This is a genomic window from Shewanella metallivivens, assembly GCF_028750675.1.
GTDB lineage: Bacteria > Pseudomonadota > Gammaproteobacteria > Enterobacterales > Shewanellaceae > Shewanella > Shewanella metallivivens.
In genome coordinates this window covers 169,584-190,029 of sequence record NZ_JAQQPZ010000002.1, presented here as the reverse complement: position 1 = coordinate 190,029, position 20,446 = coordinate 169,584, and the positions used below count along the sequence as shown (strand labels likewise).

13 protein-coding genes are annotated in these 20,446 nt (G+C 40.7%); 2 read left to right on the top strand and 11 right to left on the bottom strand.

Annotated features, from left to right (window positions below):
* Positions 1 to 612: 612 nt before the first annotated feature.
* The 8 genes from PQR79_RS03735 to PQR79_RS03700 form a co-directional block, all read right to left on the bottom strand.
* On the bottom strand, positions 613 to 1,566 hold the full coding sequence (locus PQR79_RS03735; protein WP_238104048.1) for an alpha-E domain-containing protein: 954 nt from the start codon (positions 1,564 to 1,566) through the stop codon (positions 613 to 615).
* 1 nt (position 1,567) lies between these two features.
* Complete coding sequence (locus tag PQR79_RS03730) at positions 1,568 to 3,022, bottom strand: circularly permuted type 2 ATP-grasp protein (RefSeq protein WP_238104049.1); 1,455 nt, start codon at positions 3,020 to 3,022, stop codon at positions 1,568 to 1,570.
* 65 nt (positions 3,023 to 3,087) lie between these two features.
* Positions 3,088 to 3,966 (bottom strand): transglutaminase family protein, encoded by an 879-nt coding sequence (locus tag PQR79_RS03725; RefSeq protein ID WP_238104050.1) that lies wholly within the window; start codon positions 3,964 to 3,966, stop codon positions 3,088 to 3,090.
* Positions 3,963 to 6,521, bottom strand: coding sequence for a circularly permuted type 2 ATP-grasp protein (locus PQR79_RS03720; protein WP_238104051.1), 2,559 nt, complete (start codon positions 6,519 to 6,521; stop codon positions 3,963 to 3,965). Before PQR79_RS03720 ends, PQR79_RS03725 begins: the two co-directional genes overlap by 4 nt.
* Before the next feature lie 211 nt (positions 6,522 to 6,732).
* Positions 6,733 to 10,044: a transglutaminase family protein gene (locus tag PQR79_RS03715; RefSeq protein ID WP_238104052.1), complete on the bottom strand. Its 3,312-nt coding sequence runs from the start codon at positions 10,042 to 10,044 to the stop codon at positions 6,733 to 6,735.
* Positions 10,045 to 10,958: 914 nt separating this feature from the next.
* Complete coding sequence (locus PQR79_RS03710) at positions 10,959 to 12,641, bottom strand: ABC1 kinase family protein (protein ID WP_238104053.1); 1,683 nt, start codon at positions 12,639 to 12,641, stop codon at positions 10,959 to 10,961.
* 11 nt (positions 12,642 to 12,652) lie between these two features.
* A complete protein-coding gene (locus tag PQR79_RS03705) occupies positions 12,653 to 13,333 on the bottom strand; it encodes a DUF6781 family protein (protein WP_238104054.1) in 681 nt (226 codons plus the stop codon).
* A 118-nt stretch (positions 13,334 to 13,451) separates the two neighbouring features.
* Entirely contained in the window at positions 13,452 to 13,799 is a 348-nt protein-coding gene (locus PQR79_RS03700; protein ID WP_238104055.1) for a carboxymuconolactone decarboxylase family protein, read from the bottom strand.
* 558 nt (positions 13,800 to 14,357) lie between these two features.
* Between PQR79_RS03700 and PQR79_RS03695 the strand changes: the two genes are divergently transcribed.
* The gene (locus tag PQR79_RS03695; RefSeq protein ID WP_238104056.1) at positions 14,358 to 16,235 is read left to right on the top strand and encodes a DUF294 nucleotidyltransferase-like domain-containing protein; all 1,878 of its coding nucleotides are present in this window, start codon (positions 14,358 to 14,360) and stop codon (positions 16,233 to 16,235) included.
* Between the two features lie 10 nt (positions 16,236 to 16,245).
* Positions 16,246 to 16,962: a 3'-5' exonuclease gene (locus PQR79_RS03690; RefSeq protein ID WP_238104057.1), complete on the top strand. Its 717-nt coding sequence runs from the start codon at positions 16,246 to 16,248 to the stop codon at positions 16,960 to 16,962.
* Between the two features lie 71 nt (positions 16,963 to 17,033).
* Here the strand turns inward: PQR79_RS03690 and PQR79_RS03685 are convergent, their stop codons facing one another.
* The 3 genes from PQR79_RS03685 to PQR79_RS03675 all read right to left on the bottom strand — a co-directional run bounded on the left by PQR79_RS03685 (position 17,034) and on the right by PQR79_RS03675 (position 20,209).
* Positions 17,034 to 18,614, bottom strand: a complete 1,581-nt coding sequence (locus tag PQR79_RS03685) for a BCCT family transporter (RefSeq protein ID WP_238104059.1) — start codon at positions 18,612 to 18,614, stop codon at positions 17,034 to 17,036.
* Between the two features lie 318 nt (positions 18,615 to 18,932).
* Positions 18,933 to 19,250, bottom strand: coding sequence for a chaperone modulator CbpM (locus tag PQR79_RS03680; protein ID WP_238104061.1), 318 nt, complete (start codon positions 19,248 to 19,250; stop codon positions 18,933 to 18,935).
* 2 nt (positions 19,251 to 19,252) lie between these two features.
* The gene (locus PQR79_RS03675) at positions 19,253 to 20,209 is read right to left on the bottom strand and encodes a DnaJ C-terminal domain-containing protein (RefSeq protein ID WP_238104063.1); all 957 of its coding nucleotides are present in this window, start codon (positions 20,207 to 20,209) and stop codon (positions 19,253 to 19,255) included.
* Positions 20,210 to 20,446: the final 237 nt, after the last annotated feature.

Genomic DNA, 20,446 nt, shown 5'->3' with positions numbered 1-20,446 from the left:
ACTTTGAATCTATATAGCTTACAAAATCAAACTCGTATTTTTTACATTTTTTGCAAAGCAACAAATAACAATATAGCCATAAAAGGCTTGCAAAAAATCAACACAACATGGGTAACATTGTAAAATAAAACCTAATGATGAAAGTAAAATCATGGAAATCGAACTAGAATGAGAAAACCCTTTATATCTATAGTATGCATAACCACCACGAATATAATTCTGAACATCGTTCATTCTTACTTACCTTCTTGTCATAATTAGCATGGTTGAAAGGGCATTAATCTAAAGGACCCGACCTGATACTATCAAGATTGATGCAAACATTTAGTCTGTTGTATTGAGTTATGTTGTGACGCATCTTAGGCACTGTGGAGACCCATACCGGCGCTAAAAATTACACAAAGCGATCGAATCAACTACCTTGTTCTGTTGTAAAACGCAGTTACAGTATTTAGTGGTTGTTAACGTAGAGCTATCGGCACATTAAATTAATGATGGCATCGCTGGGTAAAAAGCATTCGGGGGCTGATATCAGGATTTTCGGAGTAAGGCGACATGACAAACACAAAATACAAGCGCCAGTATTGTTTTACTGGCGCTAAACAAACTTAACTAACCTTGTGATTGAGATTGTGTTTGAGAAGGCAATTTTAAAAAATATGACTCAGCCAATACGTTATGAATTGCCGCTAACTTTATTTGTATTTCATCAACGTAGTTATGCAAAAAGCCATTTTTAAGCTCCCTAACGTTCTTACCTTTTAGATCATCTCTCGCATTATCTATGATAGTAATAATAGCGGCCGAATTAACCAGTGGCTCAACTAACGATTTCATTTCATTGAGGCAAAATAAAATTGATCGCGGAAACACTTCACTGTGCATCACAAACTCAATCACATCCGCACGTTGCACTCTCACTCCCATTTCTTGACGGTACATTTGATATGCACTTAGTGAGCGCAATAAACTGATCCACTGTATATTTTCATAAGGTTTTGCTTCTTCATTAGTAATCAGCGTTTCTGAGCGGATATCTAAAATCCGTGATGACATATCCGCTCGCTCAATGATTGAGCCAAACCGAATGAAAATGTAGCCATTATCATGATTAATTGTCGCGTTTAACGTACCAAATATAAGATGCGCAGACTCAATAATCTTTTTTAAATAGGCAAAACGTCCACGCTTACTCAAACCTTCGCTTTGATTATTTTTAACATAATAATATAACGAGTTTATCTCTTCCCAGACATCTCTTGGGATGACATCTCTAATGGTTCGAGCGCTTTCTCGTGCTGATATAATAGAGTTTAAGATTGAAGAAGGATTATCTTTACCGACTAATAAATACTTAAGCGCTTTAGACTCTGAAAAATCGGCATTATTTTCTAGATAAGCTTGTCGTGCACCAATAATGTCAATTAAAGGCCCCCAGCCGGTACAAACACCTTTTGGCAAATCCAGCAACAACATATTGTTTACATTAATGACCCGCGCAACATTTTCAGCACGTTCAATATAACGAGACACCCAATATAAGGTTTCACCCACTCTTGATAGCATATTATTCCGCCTCTTCGTCAACAATCCATGTATCTTTACTGCCACCACCTTGAGATGAGTTCACCACTAACGATCCCTTATTCATGGCAACACGAGTTAATCCGCCTGTAGTGACTTGAATATCTTTACCCGATGATAAAATAAAGGGTCTTAAATCAACATGGCGTCCATCGGGTTCAAGGCCGTCGAAAGTTGGAACAGTAGATAAATTTAATGTAGGTTGGGCAACCCAATTACGGGGATCGACTTTTATTTGTTCAATACAAATTTGTTGTTCTTTTTGAGTAGACTTAGGGCCTATTAATAAACCGTATCCACCGGATTCATTTGCGGGCTTAACGACCAATTTATCAATATTTTTGATGACATAATCGCATTCTTTTTCATCAAGACACTTGTACGTTGGTACATTCTCTAATTTAGGGGTTTCATCAAGGTAATATTTAATGATTTCTGGTACATAGGCGTATACCACCTTATCGTCTGCCACCCCAGCTCCAGGCGCATTAACTAACGCGACATTCCCTTTAGACCATGCTCGCATTAATCCGGGTACGCCTAATTGAGAATCGGGTAAAAACACTTCTGGATCTAAAAACAAGTCATCAATACGACGATAAATCACATCCACTCGTTGCAAACCTGTAATGGTTCTCATGTAGACGCAATCATCTTTTTCAACAACAAGATCACGACCTTCTACTAATTCACAGCCCATTTCTTGAGCAAGATAACAATGTTCAAAATAAGCAGAATTAAATACCCCAGGGGTTAATACAACCACTTCAGGTTTGTCCTGTGGACGAGGCGACATGGCAGCTAGCATGTCAAACAATTGCGAGGGGTAATCATCGATAGGCAAAATAGACATTTGCTCAAATAACTCAGGAAAAACCCGCTTCATAACTGAACGGTTTTCGAGCATATAAGAGACACCAGAAGGAACGCGTAAGTTATCTTCTAATACATACACAGTTCCCTTACCGTCGCGGACTAAATCAGAACCACATATATGTGCCCAAATTTTATTTGGCGGATTAATCCCGACACACTGTTGCCTAAAATTAACCGACTTTTCGAGTAAGCCTCTTGGAAATACACCGTCTTTAATGATCTTTTGATCATGATATAAATCATCAATAAACAGATTTAACGCTTCAACACGTTGCTTTAAACCCAGTTCGACTTTTTGCCATTCATTTTTGCCAATCGTACGAGGGATAATATCAAAAGGCCAAGCCCTATCGATCATGCTACCTTCATTGTAAACAGTGAAAGTAATGCCCATTTCTTTAATGGCTAAATCAGCCACGGCTCTGGCTTTTTTTAATTCATCTGCTGAAAGATTAGCAAAAAATTGAGCTAATTTTTGTCCGTGTAATCTTACGTTTCCTTGGCCGTCAATTAATTCATCAAAAAACCCTTTGGTGTTGTACGCTTTCCAATCAATTCTCATACACTTCCGCCTATAAACCATTGAGTCATATCGAATATGAAATGATAAGATTGATACAAATTAATCTAATCTAACCTAATCATATCCACTGCTACACCTAATAGCTGATTGCCCCCCCCAAATACCACTCCTTTGAGAGGGGTGACATCAGAAAAATCACGACCGAACGCCAAAGTAATATGTTGTTCTTTAGGTAATACATTATTTGTTGGATCAAAATCGACCCAACCAAAATTAGGGACAAACACCGCAAACCATGCATGGGTTGCATCAGCGCCTTCTAATTTCTCTTCACCTTCTGGTGGCAATGTTTCGATATAGCCGCTCACATACCTTCCCGCTAACCCCATGCTACGTAAACACGCTAACGCAAAGTGAGCAAAATCCTGACAAACGCCCTTTTTTTGTGCAAATACAACACTTAAAGGCGTGCTAATGGTTGTAAAACCAGGATCATATAAAAACTCATGAAAAATTCGTGCCATTAAATCTTTGCATGCAGAAATTAAACTGACGTCGGGTTTAAATGACACTAATGCATAGGCTTTAACCATCTCATCGATTGGCGTATGTTGTGATGGCATGACAAATTCGGATGCTTTTAACAATTCATGTGTTGTCGGCTTATTTAATAAATCCCGTGCCTTAGTCCATGGCATATCCACTTTATTTAAATTGTCATTGCTACTGACTAATAATTCGACTTCACTTACCATGGTCACAGTCAACATATTATGTTGCTGAGTGATCTCAAACACAGTGACGGTATTATCAAAGTAATCGGTAAATTGCTGCAAATAACTTGTTGGGGGTGTAATTTCAATCCGACTGCTATGGCATATTTGGCCACGAATTGTTTTTGGCGTTAATCGGGCATGATTCTGACATAAACTAACAAAGTCAGCATATTGGTATGTTGTTGAGTGTTTAATTTTATATTTCACGACTGAATTTGCTCAATATTCGACCAGTTCAATTTACTAGCCGTTTGGGTATGAGAGAAATACTGAACTAGCAATACATCACAAAACGTATTCAAATTCGTTCGAATATTATGGCTAAACTCCTTTAACTGCTTACGCTGTCCATCTTCACTGTGTTGTAAATAATCTTTCTCTGTTAAGTAACACGTTGTTTTAGATAGCAAAATAGCTTTTTCATGTGCAGATATGACTCCGGGTCGCCGTTTTATTGGGAGATTTTGACAAAGTAAATCAATTTGTTCTAATTGAAATAATAATGAGCGCGGATACTCAGCATCTAGCATCAATAATTCGATACCGGTTCCAATACTTTGGTACATGCGATAACGGCGTTTGTGAGTAACCAAACTCACTTGGCAACTCAATACCGCTTCTAATATGGCAAGTTCTTCTGTCTCAAGCGTTTCTTCAGACAATAACGACGCAGTGAGTGAGTTAATTTGAATACTACGTTCAACTCTGCGGCCGATTTCTAACATAAACCAACCATTACTATTAGGCATACAATCAGTAATAGAGCCGTTAAACGCCATAATAAACCCAATGATTTGATCTAAGCTGCTTTGCATCCCACGGGCAGAGATATTAACCGCGACACGCTTAAGTTTTTGAATTTGATCATTAATGTCTTCAATAATTCGGCGACTGTCATTGGATAACAACTCTTGAATTTGCAACGTGGCATTAAACAAATATGTGAGGGTATTAATAATACTCCCTGCGCATTGCTCATCTGCAAGCAATTGAAAAGCAGTTTGTTTAGCCTGCTTAGGCTCATATTCATCAGAGATGTCAGTAGGTTCAATATAAGGGTAAACAATGTGCTGAGACTTAATGGCACTTAACAATCGCGTGACAATATTTCGCCGCATGGTACTGGGGTAAATGGCCAATTCAGTGTATCTATCGATAAAAATACGTAAGATGCGAATCGTGTTCTCACTGCGCTCTAGATAGCGGCCCAGCCAAAATAAATGTTCTGCGGTGCGACTCGAAACAACCCCTTCGAGTAAAGTCACATCCATTCTTTTTTTCACGGGAGCAGGTATATTATGAGCGCCTGCCACAAGGTTATCTGCGGCATTTATCCAGGTGTCTTTAAGCCAACCCGACACACTCGGGTCTTTATCGTTTTCGTTAGAAAAACATAAGGCTGAAGGCAGTACTTCTATCCCATTTTCGGTGGTTAATGCATAACACCTAAACAACACAGGTTTGGCCACCAGCTTTCCTTCGCTCCAAAAAGGTGCACAGCTAAATATTGGTTTCTCTTGAAAAAAATACGCATCGGGATGTTCATTAATTGCAACTCGAATTTTATCTGCTTCACTCGCGCCGTCGAGTTTAAAATGTTTATCGTTATAACTGACTAATTCAAGCAGACTCCAATCGAGGTTTTTTGCTTGTTCAAGGTCATAATGACTCGGCTCGCCAATAAGCAAAGGCTCGTTTAAAAGATGGTGAGACAACTCATCGAGTCGACATTGAATAGCGGGTGATGACAATACTCCACTGCCAAATGGATTTAACACTTTAACCGTGCCTTCTCTTACCGCTTGAAGTAACCCGGGGATCCCGTGAAGTGAGTATTCGGTTTGTTCTAACGAATCAATGCTGCGATCCGGTATCCACCGAAGAATCACGTTTATTTTACCTAAGCCGGGTAACGACTTTAAACAAACTTCACCATGACGCACAGTTAAATCAGCACTTTGTACTAGGGTATAACCAAAGTAAGTCGACAAAAATGCGTGCTCATTATAATTAGGATCATCGACTCCCTGGGTGAGGATAACAATCCTTGGGTCATCCATATATCGGGTATATTCGTTGATAGCATCAGTAAATCGCTTCAAAAAGCCTTTAATTTGTTGAACATTGCATTCAGCAAATTCTTCGGCCATCACACGCCGCGCAATAATTCGGCTTTCGAGCAACAAACCTAACCCCAATGGACACTGGCAGTGATCGACTAACACTTTAAATTCGCCAGACGGAGCGCGGTATATATCTAGCGCGGTAAAAAACAGTTTGAGTTCATTTTGAGGCAGGTTAAACCCTTCTCTCAAGTAGTTATTATCTTGAAATAATTGCTGAGCAGGAATATGTCCATCAAGCAATAACTTTTGCTCACCATAAATATCTTGTTGAATTTTATTGAGTAATATTGTCCTTTGCTTTATGCCTGCTTCCAATAAAGCCCAGTCACTTTTGGAAAACATAAAGGGTAAGGGATCAAAATGCCATTTTTGGTTTCTGTCGAGTTTAATATTGCCATTTTGAAATAATTGGCTGATTTCGATAGCGCGCTCGCTGACATCTTCTGCAGTTAAGCTAGATAATCCATTGAACAAGGTGTCCCAATGATCTGGACTCTTACCGCTGTGATTGGCGAGTTCATCATGAGCATGTGATGTATTTAGGTATTTAAAAAGCCAGTCAGGCAATTCAGCCATAGTGCTATTGTTAATATACAATTGAACGAGCTCCGTTTTAACATCAATAATCACACTCATCTATGATAAACCGTGATAAATGCATAGGGTCACGAGGGTCTGTTTCGTCTGTGAATTGCTGTCCAAAAGTAAGGCAACAATCATTTTACTCTGAGTCATAAAGCAAGATTAAAACAACGTCATTTGACGCTACTGCCATGAAAAATCAGTCGACCCTGTATCATTCCACTTTAAAATTATTTACGGTGGAATGATACAAAAATCGCTATGATTACTTAAACTTAGGTTGTCGGCGTAAATCCAGAGTATTGGGGTAATCTGGATTGATACTTTCTACCTCTGGTACAACAAACTCACAAACCTTGTCAGCCGCCTCAAATCGATGAGTCACCGCAGATGGCAACCAACTTGGCAGATCCGATGGTAATATCGACGGTGTATGCCCATGCTCCCAAAATCTTGCCACTCTGCGCCCTTCTGCTTCAAATGCATTAACAGGCAATGTTTCAGGGTTTCGTCCGCCCGCATGACTAACATGATAAACAAAACCACCTAACGACCGACCTTCCCATGTATCTATCAGGTCAAAAACAAGCGGAGCATGAACGCCAATGGTTGGATGTAACGCTGATGGTGGCTGCCAGGCTCGATATCGAATGCCAGCAAACTGTTCATCTTTAGCGTTACCTTTAACCGGTTTCAGTGGGACATGACGGCCATTACAAGTCACCACATAACGATCACCAATACTGCCTTTGACTTTTATTTGCACCCTTTCTAATGACGAATCAACATACCTCGCCGTGCCCGAAGCACTCGCTTCTTCACCGAGGACATGCCAGGGTTCAATGGCTGTTCTTAACTCTAACGTCACATTATCAAGCTCACGCGTACCACAAACAGGAAATCTAAATTCAAAAAATGGATTTAACCAGTTAAATTGAAACTGAAAACCATCCTGTTGCAAGTCTCTACAGACTTGAGCTAAGTCGTTTTCGACATATTGTGGTAATAAGAATTTGTCATGTAATTCTGTTCCCCACCGGATCAATGGCTTGTGGTAAGGTTTTTTCCAAAACCAAGCCAACAAGGTACGCAGCAAAAGCATTTGCACTAGGCTCATTTGCTCATGAGGCGGCATTTCAAAGCCCCTAAACTCTACGATGCCTAAGCGACCTGTAGGAGAGTCTGGGGAATATAACTTATCGATACAAAATTCAGCTCGATGAGTATTACCAGTTAAATCAACAAGTAAATGACGTAACAAACGGTCAACTAACCAAGGCTGGGGCACCTCTCCTTCTGGCATATGTGAAAATGCAATCTCAAGTTCATATAGCACTTCATCTCGAGCCTCATCAACACGAGGCGCTTGGCTCGTTGGGCCAATGAATAAACCAGAGAATAAATATGACAACCCAGGGTGATGCTGCCAGTAAGTAATAAAGCTGCGTAAAATATCTGGTCGACGCAAAAAAGGACTTTGGTCTGGGGTTTCGCCACCTAACGTCACATGGTTACCGCCACCGGTACCGGTATGGCGGCCATCGGCCATAAACTTATCGGTGCCTAAACGACATGCTTTAGCTAGCCCGTATAGTGTGGTGGTTCTTTCAACTAACTGCGGCCAAGAATTCGAAGGATGAATATTCACCTCAATCACACCAGGATCGGGGGTTACGGCATATTTTTCAATACGACTGTCTTTAGGCGGGCTATAACCTTCAATGACAACTGGGATACTCAGTGCTTTTGCCGCAGCTTCAATGGCAGTTAATAATCCCATGTAATGCTCGAAATGACTTGTGGGTGGCATAAAGATATATAAACGCCCTTCTCTCACCTCAAAAGCCAGCGCGGTTTTAATCATCTCTTTGCCGACAAAGCCTTTTTTAATTTTTTTTGTCTTCGCAAAAGTATCAGGAATATCATATGGATCACGGTCTATAATATTACCCGACCACTCAAGACTGTCTAATGGTAAGCGATAACCTAATGGCGACTCTCCGGGCAATAAAAAGCAATGACCACGTTTAAATTCCCAAGTGCAAGATTGCCAGCAATGACGACTATCATTCCATTGCAATGGCACCACATAACCTACAGGCTTTTCAATGCCGCGCTCCATTTTTTCTAATAAGCCTTTACGGCTCATAGCATGCAGCAATTCGGGTTGTTTGGGTCCAATTTCTATCGGCAATGAGGCTTCTTGCCATAAATGATAGAGGATATCTTCGTAAGCTGTGGTCAATGCTTTATCATCAATACCAATGATTTCACATAACTTTTCGGCAAACCTTTTGGTGTCAGTATGATCTAATTTATAATCTTTGTTTGGGTCAGCAAGTAAACTCGCATCATGCCATAACGCCACCCCGTCTTTACGCCAATAACACGCATATTGCCAACGCGGTAAAGGCTCTCCCGGATACCACTTGCCTTGTCCATAATGAGTAAACCCACCCTGAGTAAAGACCTTATTCATTTCAACAAATAAATGTTGAGCCAATGCCCTTTTTTCTTTACCGTCGGCTTCAGTATTCCATTGCGGATGCTCCATATCATCAATAGAAATAAATGTCGGTTCACCGCCCATAGTCAAATGTATGCCTTGTTCATCATAGGCTTTATCAACTTGTAAGCCGAGGCGATTAATTGAAGTCCATTGTGTTTCTGAATAAGGTTTAGTTACACGTGGGTCTTCATGGACCCGAGTCACTTTATTATAAAAGCTGAACTCAGATTCACATTCATCTATCCCACCCGTCACTGGTGCGGCGGCACTTGGTTCAGGGGTACATGCTAACGGAATATGACCTTCTCCGGCAAACAAACCAGAGGTAGGATCTAAGCCAATCCAACCTGCTCCTGGGATATATACTTCAGTCCAAGCATGTAAATCAGTGAAGTCTTGTTCTGGACCGCTTGGGCCATCTAACGATTTTTGATCCGAGGTCAATTGCACTAAATAGCCAGAAACAAAGCGCGAGGCTAACCCTAAATGACGAAAAAGTTGTACTAATAACCAGGCAGAATCACGGCATGATCCTGATTGTTTGGTGAGGGTATCATTAGGCGTTTGCACACCAGGCTCGAGGCGAATACCATAATCGACTAAATCATAAATGGCTCTGTTCACGGCAACCAAAAAGTCAACACTCCGCAGTGGCTCTTTGGGTTTTAATGATTCGATGAGCTCTTGGAACTTTTTGCTGGGTTTTCGTTTTTTTAAATAAAGGCTAAGTTCAGCTTTTGTGACCGCATCATAAACAAACGGAAATTCTTCAGCGTAGTCTTCTAAGAAAAAATCGAAAGGGTTAATCACCGTCATTTCAGCCACTAAGTCAACGGTAAAACTAAACTCATTAGTGGGTTGATTGAACACTACCCTCGCCTGATAATTACCAAAAGGATCTTGTTGCCAATTAATATAATGATCTTCTGGAATGATTTTTAAAGAGTAACTTTTAATCTTAGTGCGGCTGTGCGGTGCTGGACGTAAGCGGAATATATGCGGCCCCATATTCACTAACCGATCGTACTTGTATTGAGTATGGTGCGCTATACCAACTGTAATTGTCATCAATAAACCCCTCTTTAATAGTGTGCAACCATATAAAAACTCTAAAACACGTCGTACTCTATTGTTGCTCTAGCAATATTTATTCCAATTAAATTATGGCAATTACGTTGTTAAATCGAGTAAATAAGTCTTGTTGGTAGACATTGTCTTTACAAAAAATGTTAAATTCAAATGCACAGTTCTAACATAGTGCAGCAAGCGCACCAAATAAGTACTATGCCCTGTAAATCAAACAGTAACCGAACATTGTTCTTAAAGAAAGCCTACATGAAAACCGTTCACATAAAGAGATAAATTTTACGAAGTTAAGCATGTTATCACCATATGTTTAGCCCAATTGACATTGTACGGATAACAAAACAGCATGCGATGAATGGTGAGTAAACAATAGAAGTCCGCCCATAGTGATATGCCATTAAGACAAACACCATTAACTTTGATTGTTGCTAAATGGATAACCCATTTTTTTAACCAGTTACACAACTTGTTTTGATTGATTTGCCGATAGCCCAGTTTGATACAATCAACTTACCGACATCTAACCTCGTTGACAGGAAATAGCTTAAAAAATTTATATGTCATAAATCGACTTAACCCAATACAACATAAAATGTTGAAATCTGGTATAAGCAAATTGTGGCTTTTGCAATGAATACTTAAACGCACAGCTAAGGTTGGCATTTAAACCATTGTGCGTTAATAAGTGATGACTTAGCGAGAGCTTAACGGAATGCCAACCGTTTTTGCTCTGCGTTATCGCTATTTGAAAGGGGATAACCATTTCGACATCGCGATGTCTTAATCAAAAACCGCTGGACACATTCTGATGTTCACTTTTTAATCCGGATTGGTATTACAACACCTTGTCGACGTTTTTGGGTCTAAACGTTACTAAAGCCACAACCGATATAGGTTCATTTCCACCTGCCACTCGACCAGATAGAGAACAACAACCCTATTCCTCCTATCACAGCACTTATAAACCCCAATATACCAAATACTGGTAAACCAAATAAGGTTGGCCCACCGTCAACCGTCATGACGATAGAGGAGCCAATAATCATCGCCGCTACCACATTTCCAATAGCCACCCTGCTAGCCGCTCGGTCAAGTTGATTCCCAAAGGTTTTTAACCGCGTGATATCAACATGTAACTGGAATTTTCCACTGCGTGCCGAACGTAGCAATTGTTGTAAATCTTGCGGTAACCCCGCAAGTAGTTCTGTGGTGTCCACAAAGGCCTGCCAACCTCTTTTAGCGATGGCATCGGGGGTGTTTCTATCTAACATTAGCTGGTGTAGTAAAGGCTTTGCATCAGACACCATATTAAATTCAGGGTCTAACTGTTGCGCAACACTTTCAAGTGTTATCAACGCTTTAATCAAAATAATGATATCAGGAGGTAAGCTAAGCCTGTGCTCTCTGAGCAGTGACATCAATTCAGTGAGCATCATGCCTAAATGGAAGTTTTTTAATGACACACCGTGATATTTATCAATAAACTCTTCAACTTCAACACTCAAATTTTGACCATTTAACGGAGGATCGCCAGCCCAATCGAGCAACACTTCAACCACTCGAGGAGCATCTAACTCAACCATGCCATGTAACAGTGTGACCACTTGATGGCGGCGCTCAAAAGACAAACGTCCCACCAAACCAAAATCAATAAAGGCAATCTTATTTCCTGGCAAATAAAAAATATTACCTTGATGAGGATCTGCATGATAAAAACCATCAATTAAAATCATTTTTAAAGCAGCTTGTCCTCCATAGTGGGCTAACAGGTGTCTGTCTAAACCCGCCTGCTCCACTGCTGCGATATCTCGGCCAGGAATGCCATCAATAAATTGCTGCACATTCACACGTTCACTGCACCACGGCCAATACATTTTAGGGACAACGATATTAGGATCATCAGCGAAATTTTTAGCGACTCTTTCAGCATTGCGACACTCATCCAACAAATCCAATTCCCGCCTCAAAGAACGGGTAAATTGACGAAGCACTTCACGAGGTTTAAAACGGCGTAAAGCTGTTGACTCAGACTCCATTAACTCAGCAACACGCGCAAGTAAACGCAAATCTGCTTCCATTAACGGTTGTATACCCGGCCTGCGCACCTTGACAATCACCTCTGTTCCATCTTGTAATCGGGCTCGATGAACCTGGGCAATAGATGCCGCGGCAAAAGGGGTAGGATCAAACTCGGCAAAAGCCTCATGTGGGCTACACCCCAAATCTTGTTGTAATTGTTCAATGATTAAATCAAATGATACCGGAGAAGCTTGATTTTGTAGCTTTTTAAACTCAGTCGTCCATTCAGAAGAAAACAAATCTGAGCGTGTCGCAAGGATCTGACCGAGTTTAATAAATGTGGGACCCATTTCGGTCAATGCATGACAAAACCTAACGGGAGATTCTAGATTAGAGATATCCGAAGTCTGTTTCCAATTCAGTGCTTTACCAGCACCAATAAATATATTCACCAAGCCTAGGCGGCGAAGCACATCACCGAAGCCATAACGAATTAACACCGAAGCGAGTTCATTCAGTCGACCAATATCTCGTGCAGTACTTAACGTTTCCCACAGCATGGCTCACCTATCTATTTATGTGCATTTTCTGAAGATTTAGAGGTCAGTTTTTTGTCCAAGGTTTGTGCAATCGCTTCAAGAAATCCTGCCGCCGCGTATGCTAGGTTACTGGTTACTTTCGATGCAGAATCAACGCCAGCAGAAACGGTTTCGCTTAACCTCTCACTCAATTGGTCATTTAACAGTTTTGCCGTTTCTGATGCTTTTTGACCAATGGCGGTGCCACTTAAGCGACCATGACGAACCAAATCATTGAGGGTTTCTGACACTGTCTCACTTGTCTCTTTAGCCACGTCATTCAATGTCTCTAAATACATCGTTTCAAGTTCGTTAAGGTCATTAATCGCGTGCTGTAAATCTTGTTTCCCGAATGTGTTGACGTGAGAACTGGCTTCTTCAATGGCTAATTTTGATGCTTCAGCAGCAGTGCATAATGCATCATTAAGCCCCTCGACCGCTTTTGCCAACGGGTTTCGACCATCGGGTCCATAAATAACAGCCCCTACCCCCGCACCGTTCGCCACGAGTCGAGTAACTTGAGAAATCTCATCAAGATCTAATTTACCGTCACTCAATGCGTTAAGGGTAATACGACGAACGTTTTCTCTTATATTATTATCTGCCTCAACCACATCTTTAATAGCGCCTTCGAGAGGTTGATTATGGCTTGTGTCGCTGTTAACTGTACCCATCACTATTCTCCTACACAATGTAACACTGCTCGGATAAGCCACACAAAATGGACTGATTAATCGACTAAAGTTAATTCAGTTTCACAGTGTTCTTGGCTTCTGAGTATTCTGTTATGGTTTATAAGCCCAGCGCTTGATATTGACTCACAGCCTGCAAGGCTTCGATACCATAAACCACAGCGGGACCACCACCCATAAGTATGGCTACTGACACGGTTTCAGCAATTTCATCTTTACTGGCTCCTGCATGCAAAGCGTCATGGACATGAAAAGTAATGCATCCCTCACATCTCACCACGATAGCTATTCCAAGGGCTAAAAGCTCTTTCGTTTTACTGTCCAAAACGCCGGGAGCAATAGATGATTGATGCAATTCAGAAAACCCTTTCATGGTCTGAGGAATAGCCACCCCAAGTTTATCCATCCAGAGACTGAGTTCTTTATAGCGTTCAGGAAAGTTTGTCATAGGATTGCCTCATTAGTGTTCGCACTGAACTCAGCTGCGAGCTAACCGTTAAATAAAATGACGCTCACCTAATAAATCTAAGTCAAATATCTCCTTGAAACCTTGATGTACCTCAATGCCACAGCAAATACTGAGCAATAAATAAACAATGATTAATAGCCATCATTAAATAGCAAAAAACAAATATGCCATAAAAAAAGCACTCAAATCATTCCATAAAATCAGTTAGCCCTTATTGTTTAATTATGGGTTTCATGAATTGGTTGTCAGAAAGTATTATCAACAACAAATAACAATGACTTTGCCAAAACCGTCAACCTAGAATAGTAATTGTCAGGGGTACCTTCGATGTTCACGATTGTCGTTTTTGGTCAGGGCATTTTAGGTTTTCTGTTAGTCAAATGGTCACTAAAGCTCCGACTTTGTTCGATATTGAAAGCTTTTCCACTGCAAAAGATTCAATAGCACCGATAGATCCCCATGTTGAGTCATTTACTCGTATAATAACGACATAGTCATAAACACAGCGCCATTTATTACACATTAGCAGGCCTATTCATGTCAGCCGAACTACTCGAAATTCAGAGCTTTATTGCACAGCACGCTCCTTTTGATCAGCTTCCAGAACACGTCTTAATTGACGTTGCCAAAAGTGTTGAGATCTCTTATTACCGTACCGATAGTATGATTGTTAACTTTAATGACAGGATTACCGAACTTTATATGATCCGCAGTGGCGTCGTAGAGTTATATCGTCGTAAGGGTGAGCTCTATAATCGTCTTGATCAGGGGCAGTTATTTGGTCAAATGGGGTTATTGACCAATAATAAAGTGCGCTTTCCAGCCAAAGCGGTAAAAGACACTCTCGTATACTGTATTCCAGAATCAGTGTTCAATGACTTATGCGAAAATTATGATGATTTTGCTGATTTTGTTGAAGCAGAGGATACCACTCGCTTAAAACAAGCAGTAAAGGGCAAAACCGCCGATGCTAATGCACTTACCACCTCTAAAGTGAAAACTTTACTGACTAGAGAGCCTGTGATTCTCCCTTGTAATAGCACGATACAAACTGTTGCCCAAATCATGACCGAAGAAAATATTTCTGCGGTATTAATTAATGACCCCGATAAAGACGATCAACAAGACAGTAGTTTTGTGGGTATTATTACCGAACATGATCTGTGCGCTAAAGTGATTGCTGCAGGAGTGAATGTCGATAGTCCTATTTCACAAGTCATGTCGACCGAGCTAATTTCACTGGATCATAACGCATATATATTTGAAGCTATGTTACTTATGCTTCGTAATAAAATTGACCACCTGCCTATTCTTAAAAATAAAATCCCCATAGGCCTGATTGAAGTTGCCGATATCATTCGTTACGAGTCGCAAAATAGTTTGTTATTTGTTAGTAGTATCTTTCAGCAGAAAAGTTGTGAAGATTTAGTGTTGCTATCGTCGCAATTAAAAAGTTGCTTTGTGCGCATGGTTAATGAAGATGCCAACTCACATATGGTCGGGCGGGCAATGTCTGAAATTGGTCGTAACTTTAAGCAGCGTTTATTAGAACTTGCAGAAGAAAAATTCGGCCCGCCACCGGTTCCATATTGTTTTTTAGCACTGGGGTCAATGGCTCGCGATGAGCAATTAATGGTAACCGATCAAGACAATGCGATTATTCTGGATAATAGCTATAAAGCCGCCGTGCACGGTGAGTATTTTGCAAAGTTAGCAGACTTTGTGTGTGATGGCTTGGCCGCTTGCGGTTACAGTTATTGTACTGGAGAAATCATGGCCAGTAACCCAGAATACCGTAAAACACGCTCAGAATGGGAAGCCTGTTTTGGTGATTGGATAGAAAAACCTAACCCGCAAGCCTTATTAAACTGCTCTATCTTCTTCGATCTAACTGGGGTTTATGGTCGGGTTAAATGGGCTGAACAATTAAATGCATTTATCTTGAATAAAGCCAAGAAAAACAACCGCTTTTTAGCTTGCCTTGCGCACAATGCACTCAACCGCACCCCCCCACTGGGATTTTTTAAAGATTTTGTAATGGAAAAAGATGGCCGTCATAACAACTCCATCAATTTAAAACGTCGTGGCACTGCGCCATTAGCAGACTTGATCCGAGTACATGCACTCGCCATTGGCTCACAATCGCAAAACTCATTTGAACGCTTAGAGGATATTATCGACGCTGGCATTCTTCCCACTTCAAAGGCGGAAGATTTACAACATGCGATGGAACTTATCTCTCTGGTACGCCTGCGTCACCAATCATCCGACATTGAATCGGGGATTGAACCTGATAATAATATTGAACCCGAAAATATGTCTGACTTTGAACGCCGTAATCTTAAAGATGCTTTTTTAGTGTTAAGCAATGCGCAGAACTTTTTGAAATATCGCTACAGCTCCAACAAACGTTAAAGGCGAACTTATGACACATTTCAGTAAAACGGAGATTTTAAATTGGCAAGCCTTTCTCGAATTAAAAATGCAAAACAGCAAAGATCGACGCTTGTTTGATTTTTACCATGCAGGCACCTACCACAATGAAACCCCATTAAGTGACATTGATTTTGTTGCCCTAGACTTTGAAACAACCGGCTTAGACTCAGAGAAAAATAGCATCATTAGCATTGGTTTAGTGCCTTTTACATTACAGCGTATTTATTGCCGTAAAGCCAAAAAATGGTATCTCAACCCACAAGATAAGCTCCAAGAAAACTCAATTATTATTCACGGCATCACCCACTCAGATTTACAAGGTGCACCTGATATACTATTGATTTTAGAACAGCTTTTAGATCAACTTGCGGGTAAAGTGGTGGTGGTACATTATCGACATATTGAGCGTGATTTTCTTAATCACACGCTACGCCTGTTAATCAATGAGGGAATTGTGTTTCCGGTAATAGACACCATGCAAATTGAAGCCAATTTGCATCGGGCAAAATCTCAGAGTTTATTTAATTTATTTAAACGTAAGCGTCCGCATTCAATTCGGCTAGCGAATAGCCGTGAACGTTATAACTTACCCGCTTACGCGCCCCACGATGCATTAACTGATGCTATTGCCACGGCTGAATTACTGCAGGCACAAATCAAGTATCACTTTAGTCCCGACACTGCAATTAAAAACTTATGGGTATAATGTTAACCTAAATCAAAATGCATAAAAAAAGCCGATGAATTTATCATCGGCATTTTGTTGTAACTCAAAAGCTAGTTTTTATTATGCTTTTCGGTACGCATACCCATCAACAAACTAACACACATCAACAATAAAATAATGGTGAACGGAAGGCCTGTCGAAATGGCACCCGCTTGTAATGCCTCAATCGCCTTAGTGCCACCAACCCACAATAAAACAGCAGCAATTGCACCTTCTATAACAGCCCAAAAGATACGCTGTGGAATAGGAGCATCAATTTTACCACCTGCAGTAATACTGTCGATAACGAGTGAGCCTGAATCTGAAGAGGTAATAAAGAATACCAATACCAATAACACAGCCAACATTGATAACAGATTACCTAATGGCAACGAATCAAACATTTGGAACATAGCAAGCGGAACCTCAGTTAATCCCTTACTCCCCAACGTACCGATATTATTGATAATTTGGTCAATAGCGGCACCACCAAACACAGACATCCATAAGATAGTCACGACTGTTGGCACGATCAATACGGTGGCAAGGAACTCACGTACTGTACGACCACGAGAGATACGAGCAATAAACATGCCCACAAATGGTGACCATGAGATCCACCAAGCCCAATAGAACACAGTCCAACCGTGCATCCAGGCTTCATCTTCACGACCGATAGGATTGCTCAGTGGAATAATATTCTTAATATAACCCATCACAGTTGTCGGAATGGTTCCCATCGAAACAGCAAAAGTCACAAGAGCAACAAAGATGAGCAAAGCAACAGCAAGTAACATATTGATATTACTTATGACTTTAACCCCACCTTCTAGGCCTCGGACAACAGAGATAACAGCTAACAGCGTCACAACAACAATAATAGTGACTTGCAAGGTTAAGCCTGCCTCAATGCCAAACACATGATGAAATCCAGATGCGGCTTGTTGAGCACCTAAGCCTAAAGACGTTGCAAGACCAAACAATGTGGCTAATACGGCAAAAATATCAATAATATGTCCAGGCCAGCCCCATGTACGGTCACCCAAAATTGGATAAAAAGCCGAACGAATAGAAAGTGGTAAACCTTTGTTAAAAGCAAAGAAAGCCATAGACAAGGCAACCACACCATAAATTGACCAAGGGTGTAATCCCCAGTGGAACATGGTCGCACCAAGTGCCATCTCTACCGCTTCTGGCGTGTTCGCTGCCACATTCAATGGCGTTTCATACCAGCCAGTGTAATAGGCTAACGGTTCAGCAACCCCCCAAAACATCAAGCCAATTCCCATGCCAGCAGCAAATAGCATCGCAATCCAGGAAAGTCTTGAATAATCGGCTTTTGCACCATCACCACCTAAGCGGATCTTGCCGAAAGGAGAAACGATTAATGCCAAGCAAAAAACCACAAAAATATTTGCCGACCACATAAAGAGGCTGTCAAATGTACCAATAATTTGCCATTTTAAACCGTCTAAAAAATCTTTTGATGTCCCCGGATCAATTAATAATATGGCAATTAAAAAAGCAAGGATTAATCCTGCACTAATTCCAAAGACGGCGTTATGTATATCAAAACCCCATTTTTGAATGTTATCTTGCCCAACAGTATAATCGGTATTATCTATACTGTACTTGTCCTTATTCATCATCACAAAACCTCTGTTAGCGCGACCTGACACTTTGAAAGTGACGGTCGATATAATTTATCTGGCTGATTTTAGCAAAAATAGATAATAATTTCAGGCTTATTTAAGGTTCAAACTTATTTAGCCATATGATTTATTTAAAATATTAACTCACAACTCACTAAGACCAGTTGATCTTTGCAGGTTAAATTTTGTAGCGGTAAATCGAGGAAACTTGGTTACCGCTTAATCATCATATGCTGTTGATGAATGATGGCTTAATCCAAGCGCCTATCTTCAGGTTTAGGTGCGTCATACACGACGGTAACGATGCGGTTCATCTATCTATGCTTTAAATCGACTTAATTGCTGCTTGAGCCTATGCACTTCATTTTCCAGTTGGTCTCTTTCATCGAGTAATTGTAAAATTAGCCCAATACCACTCCATTCCAGCGCTAAATCACGTTGAATGCGCGTGGCTTTTTTAACTTGATGTAAATTATCAATACTAAATTGCCATTGTTCTATTACCTCGCCCTCTTGCGGGATCACAATACTGTGCTCTACAAGCTCAAGTAATAATGCCGAGCTAATTTCACTGCATTCGCACAGTTCGTCACTGCTCAACCAACAATCTTGTTCGCTTATATTAATCTGCAGCATCACTATTTACTCCAACTGGCACGAGGGTCGAATGTATTTTTTTCAGCTAATTCAGTCCACAAAGGCTTACTCGCTGCATCTGGTACCGTCGGCACCACTATTTTAAGCACAGCAAATAAGTCGCCCTGCTCTTTTTTACTCAATAGCCCTTTACCCTTTATACGTAATCGCTGACCTGATTGACTATTCGCTGGGATACTCAATTGAATATGCCCTGTTAAGGTAGGCAATGTAACTTTGGTACCCAATACCGCTTCCCAAGGAGCCACAGGTACAACAATCGTTAAATTTCGACCATCAACATCAAATAAAGGATGTGGTGCATAACGAATGGTTAAATACAAATCGCCGTTATCGGCTTTGGTTTGACCGGGTCCGCCTTGGCCTTTTAAACGAATACGTTGGCCATTACTCACACCGGCTGGAATGTTCACTTTTAAAGATTTGGGATGTTCAACAATATGACCATGAGCATCGCGTTGTTGCAGGGTAAACGAGACAGGTTTAAGAGTGTCGACCAATGTTTCTTCAAGAAACATTGGGAATTCAATTTCTACATCTTGACCTTTAGCGGGTTGGGTTTGACGGCCTTGATACTGTTGGTTTGGGTCAAAGCCTGAATGGCGTGCACCAAAGATTGAATTAAAGAAATCGGCAAACTCTTGGTCGCTTTCCTGTTGTCCCCAATCTTGACCACCACTGGCGCCTGTTTGACCGGCGTAATGTCTTTGTGACCTATTTAGATGATGCTGACGAACTTCATCATATTCAGCACGCTTTTTAGCATTACTCAATATCGCATAAGCTTCACCAATTTCTTTAAATTTTGCCTCGGCATCAGCATGTTTACTGACATCGGGATGATATTTTACCGCCAGTTTTTTATAAGCGGCTTTTACCGCTTTTACATTCGCTTGCGGATCGATACCCAATACCATGTAATAGTCTTTAAAATTCATTTTATCCCCTAACAAAAACACGTTTGCAACGGAGCATCAAACTGGTTTTAACTCATTCAACATAAATAAGTTTAGGCCTACAAACAAACAATACGCTTGATCTTGATCAACATTACTACAGTACGCCTTGTTGAATTAACACGCATTAATTAATAAAAAATAACCGCTAACTGTTCTCTAGGCTAACGATTGCCAGTCTTGGTTTGGCCATAATAATTATGCGGTTGTTTCTTGACG

Bases quoted from the DNA above. Each gene is read 5' to 3' on its own strand.
- PQR79_RS03735 (WP_238104048.1), bottom strand. From the start codon at position 1,566: ATGCTATCAAGAGTGGGTGAAACCTTATATTGGGTGTCTCGTTATATT.
- PQR79_RS03730 (WP_238104049.1), bottom strand. From the start codon at position 3,022: ATGAGAATTGATTGGAAAGCGTACAACACCAAAGGGTTTTTTGATGAA.
- PQR79_RS03720 (WP_238104051.1), bottom strand. From the start codon at position 6,521: ATGAGTGTGATTATTGATGTTAAAACGGAGCTCGTTCAATTGTATATT.
- PQR79_RS03715 (WP_238104052.1), bottom strand. From the start codon at position 10,044: ATGACAATTACAGTTGGTATAGCGCACCATACTCAATACAAGTACGAT.
- PQR79_RS03710 (WP_238104053.1), bottom strand. From the start codon at position 12,641: ATGCTGTGGGAAACGTTAAGTACTGCACGAGATATTGGTCGACTGAAT.
- PQR79_RS03705 (WP_238104054.1), bottom strand. From the start codon at position 13,333: ATGGGTACAGTTAACAGCGACACAAGCCATAATCAACCTCTCGAAGGC.
- PQR79_RS03700 (WP_238104055.1), bottom strand. From the start codon at position 13,799: ATGACAAACTTTCCTGAACGCTATAAAGAACTCAGTCTCTGGATGGAT.
- PQR79_RS03695 (WP_238104056.1), top strand. From the start codon at position 14,358: ATGTCAGCCGAACTACTCGAAATTCAGAGCTTTATTGCACAGCACGCT.
- PQR79_RS03690 (WP_238104057.1), top strand. From the start codon at position 16,246: ATGACACATTTCAGTAAAACGGAGATTTTAAATTGGCAAGCCTTTCTC.
- PQR79_RS03680 (WP_238104061.1), bottom strand. From the start codon at position 19,250: ATGCTGCAGATTAATATAAGCGAACAAGATTGTTGGTTGAGCAGTGAC.
- PQR79_RS03675 (WP_238104063.1), bottom strand. From the start codon at position 20,209: ATGAATTTTAAAGACTATTACATGGTATTGGGTATCGATCCGCAAGCG.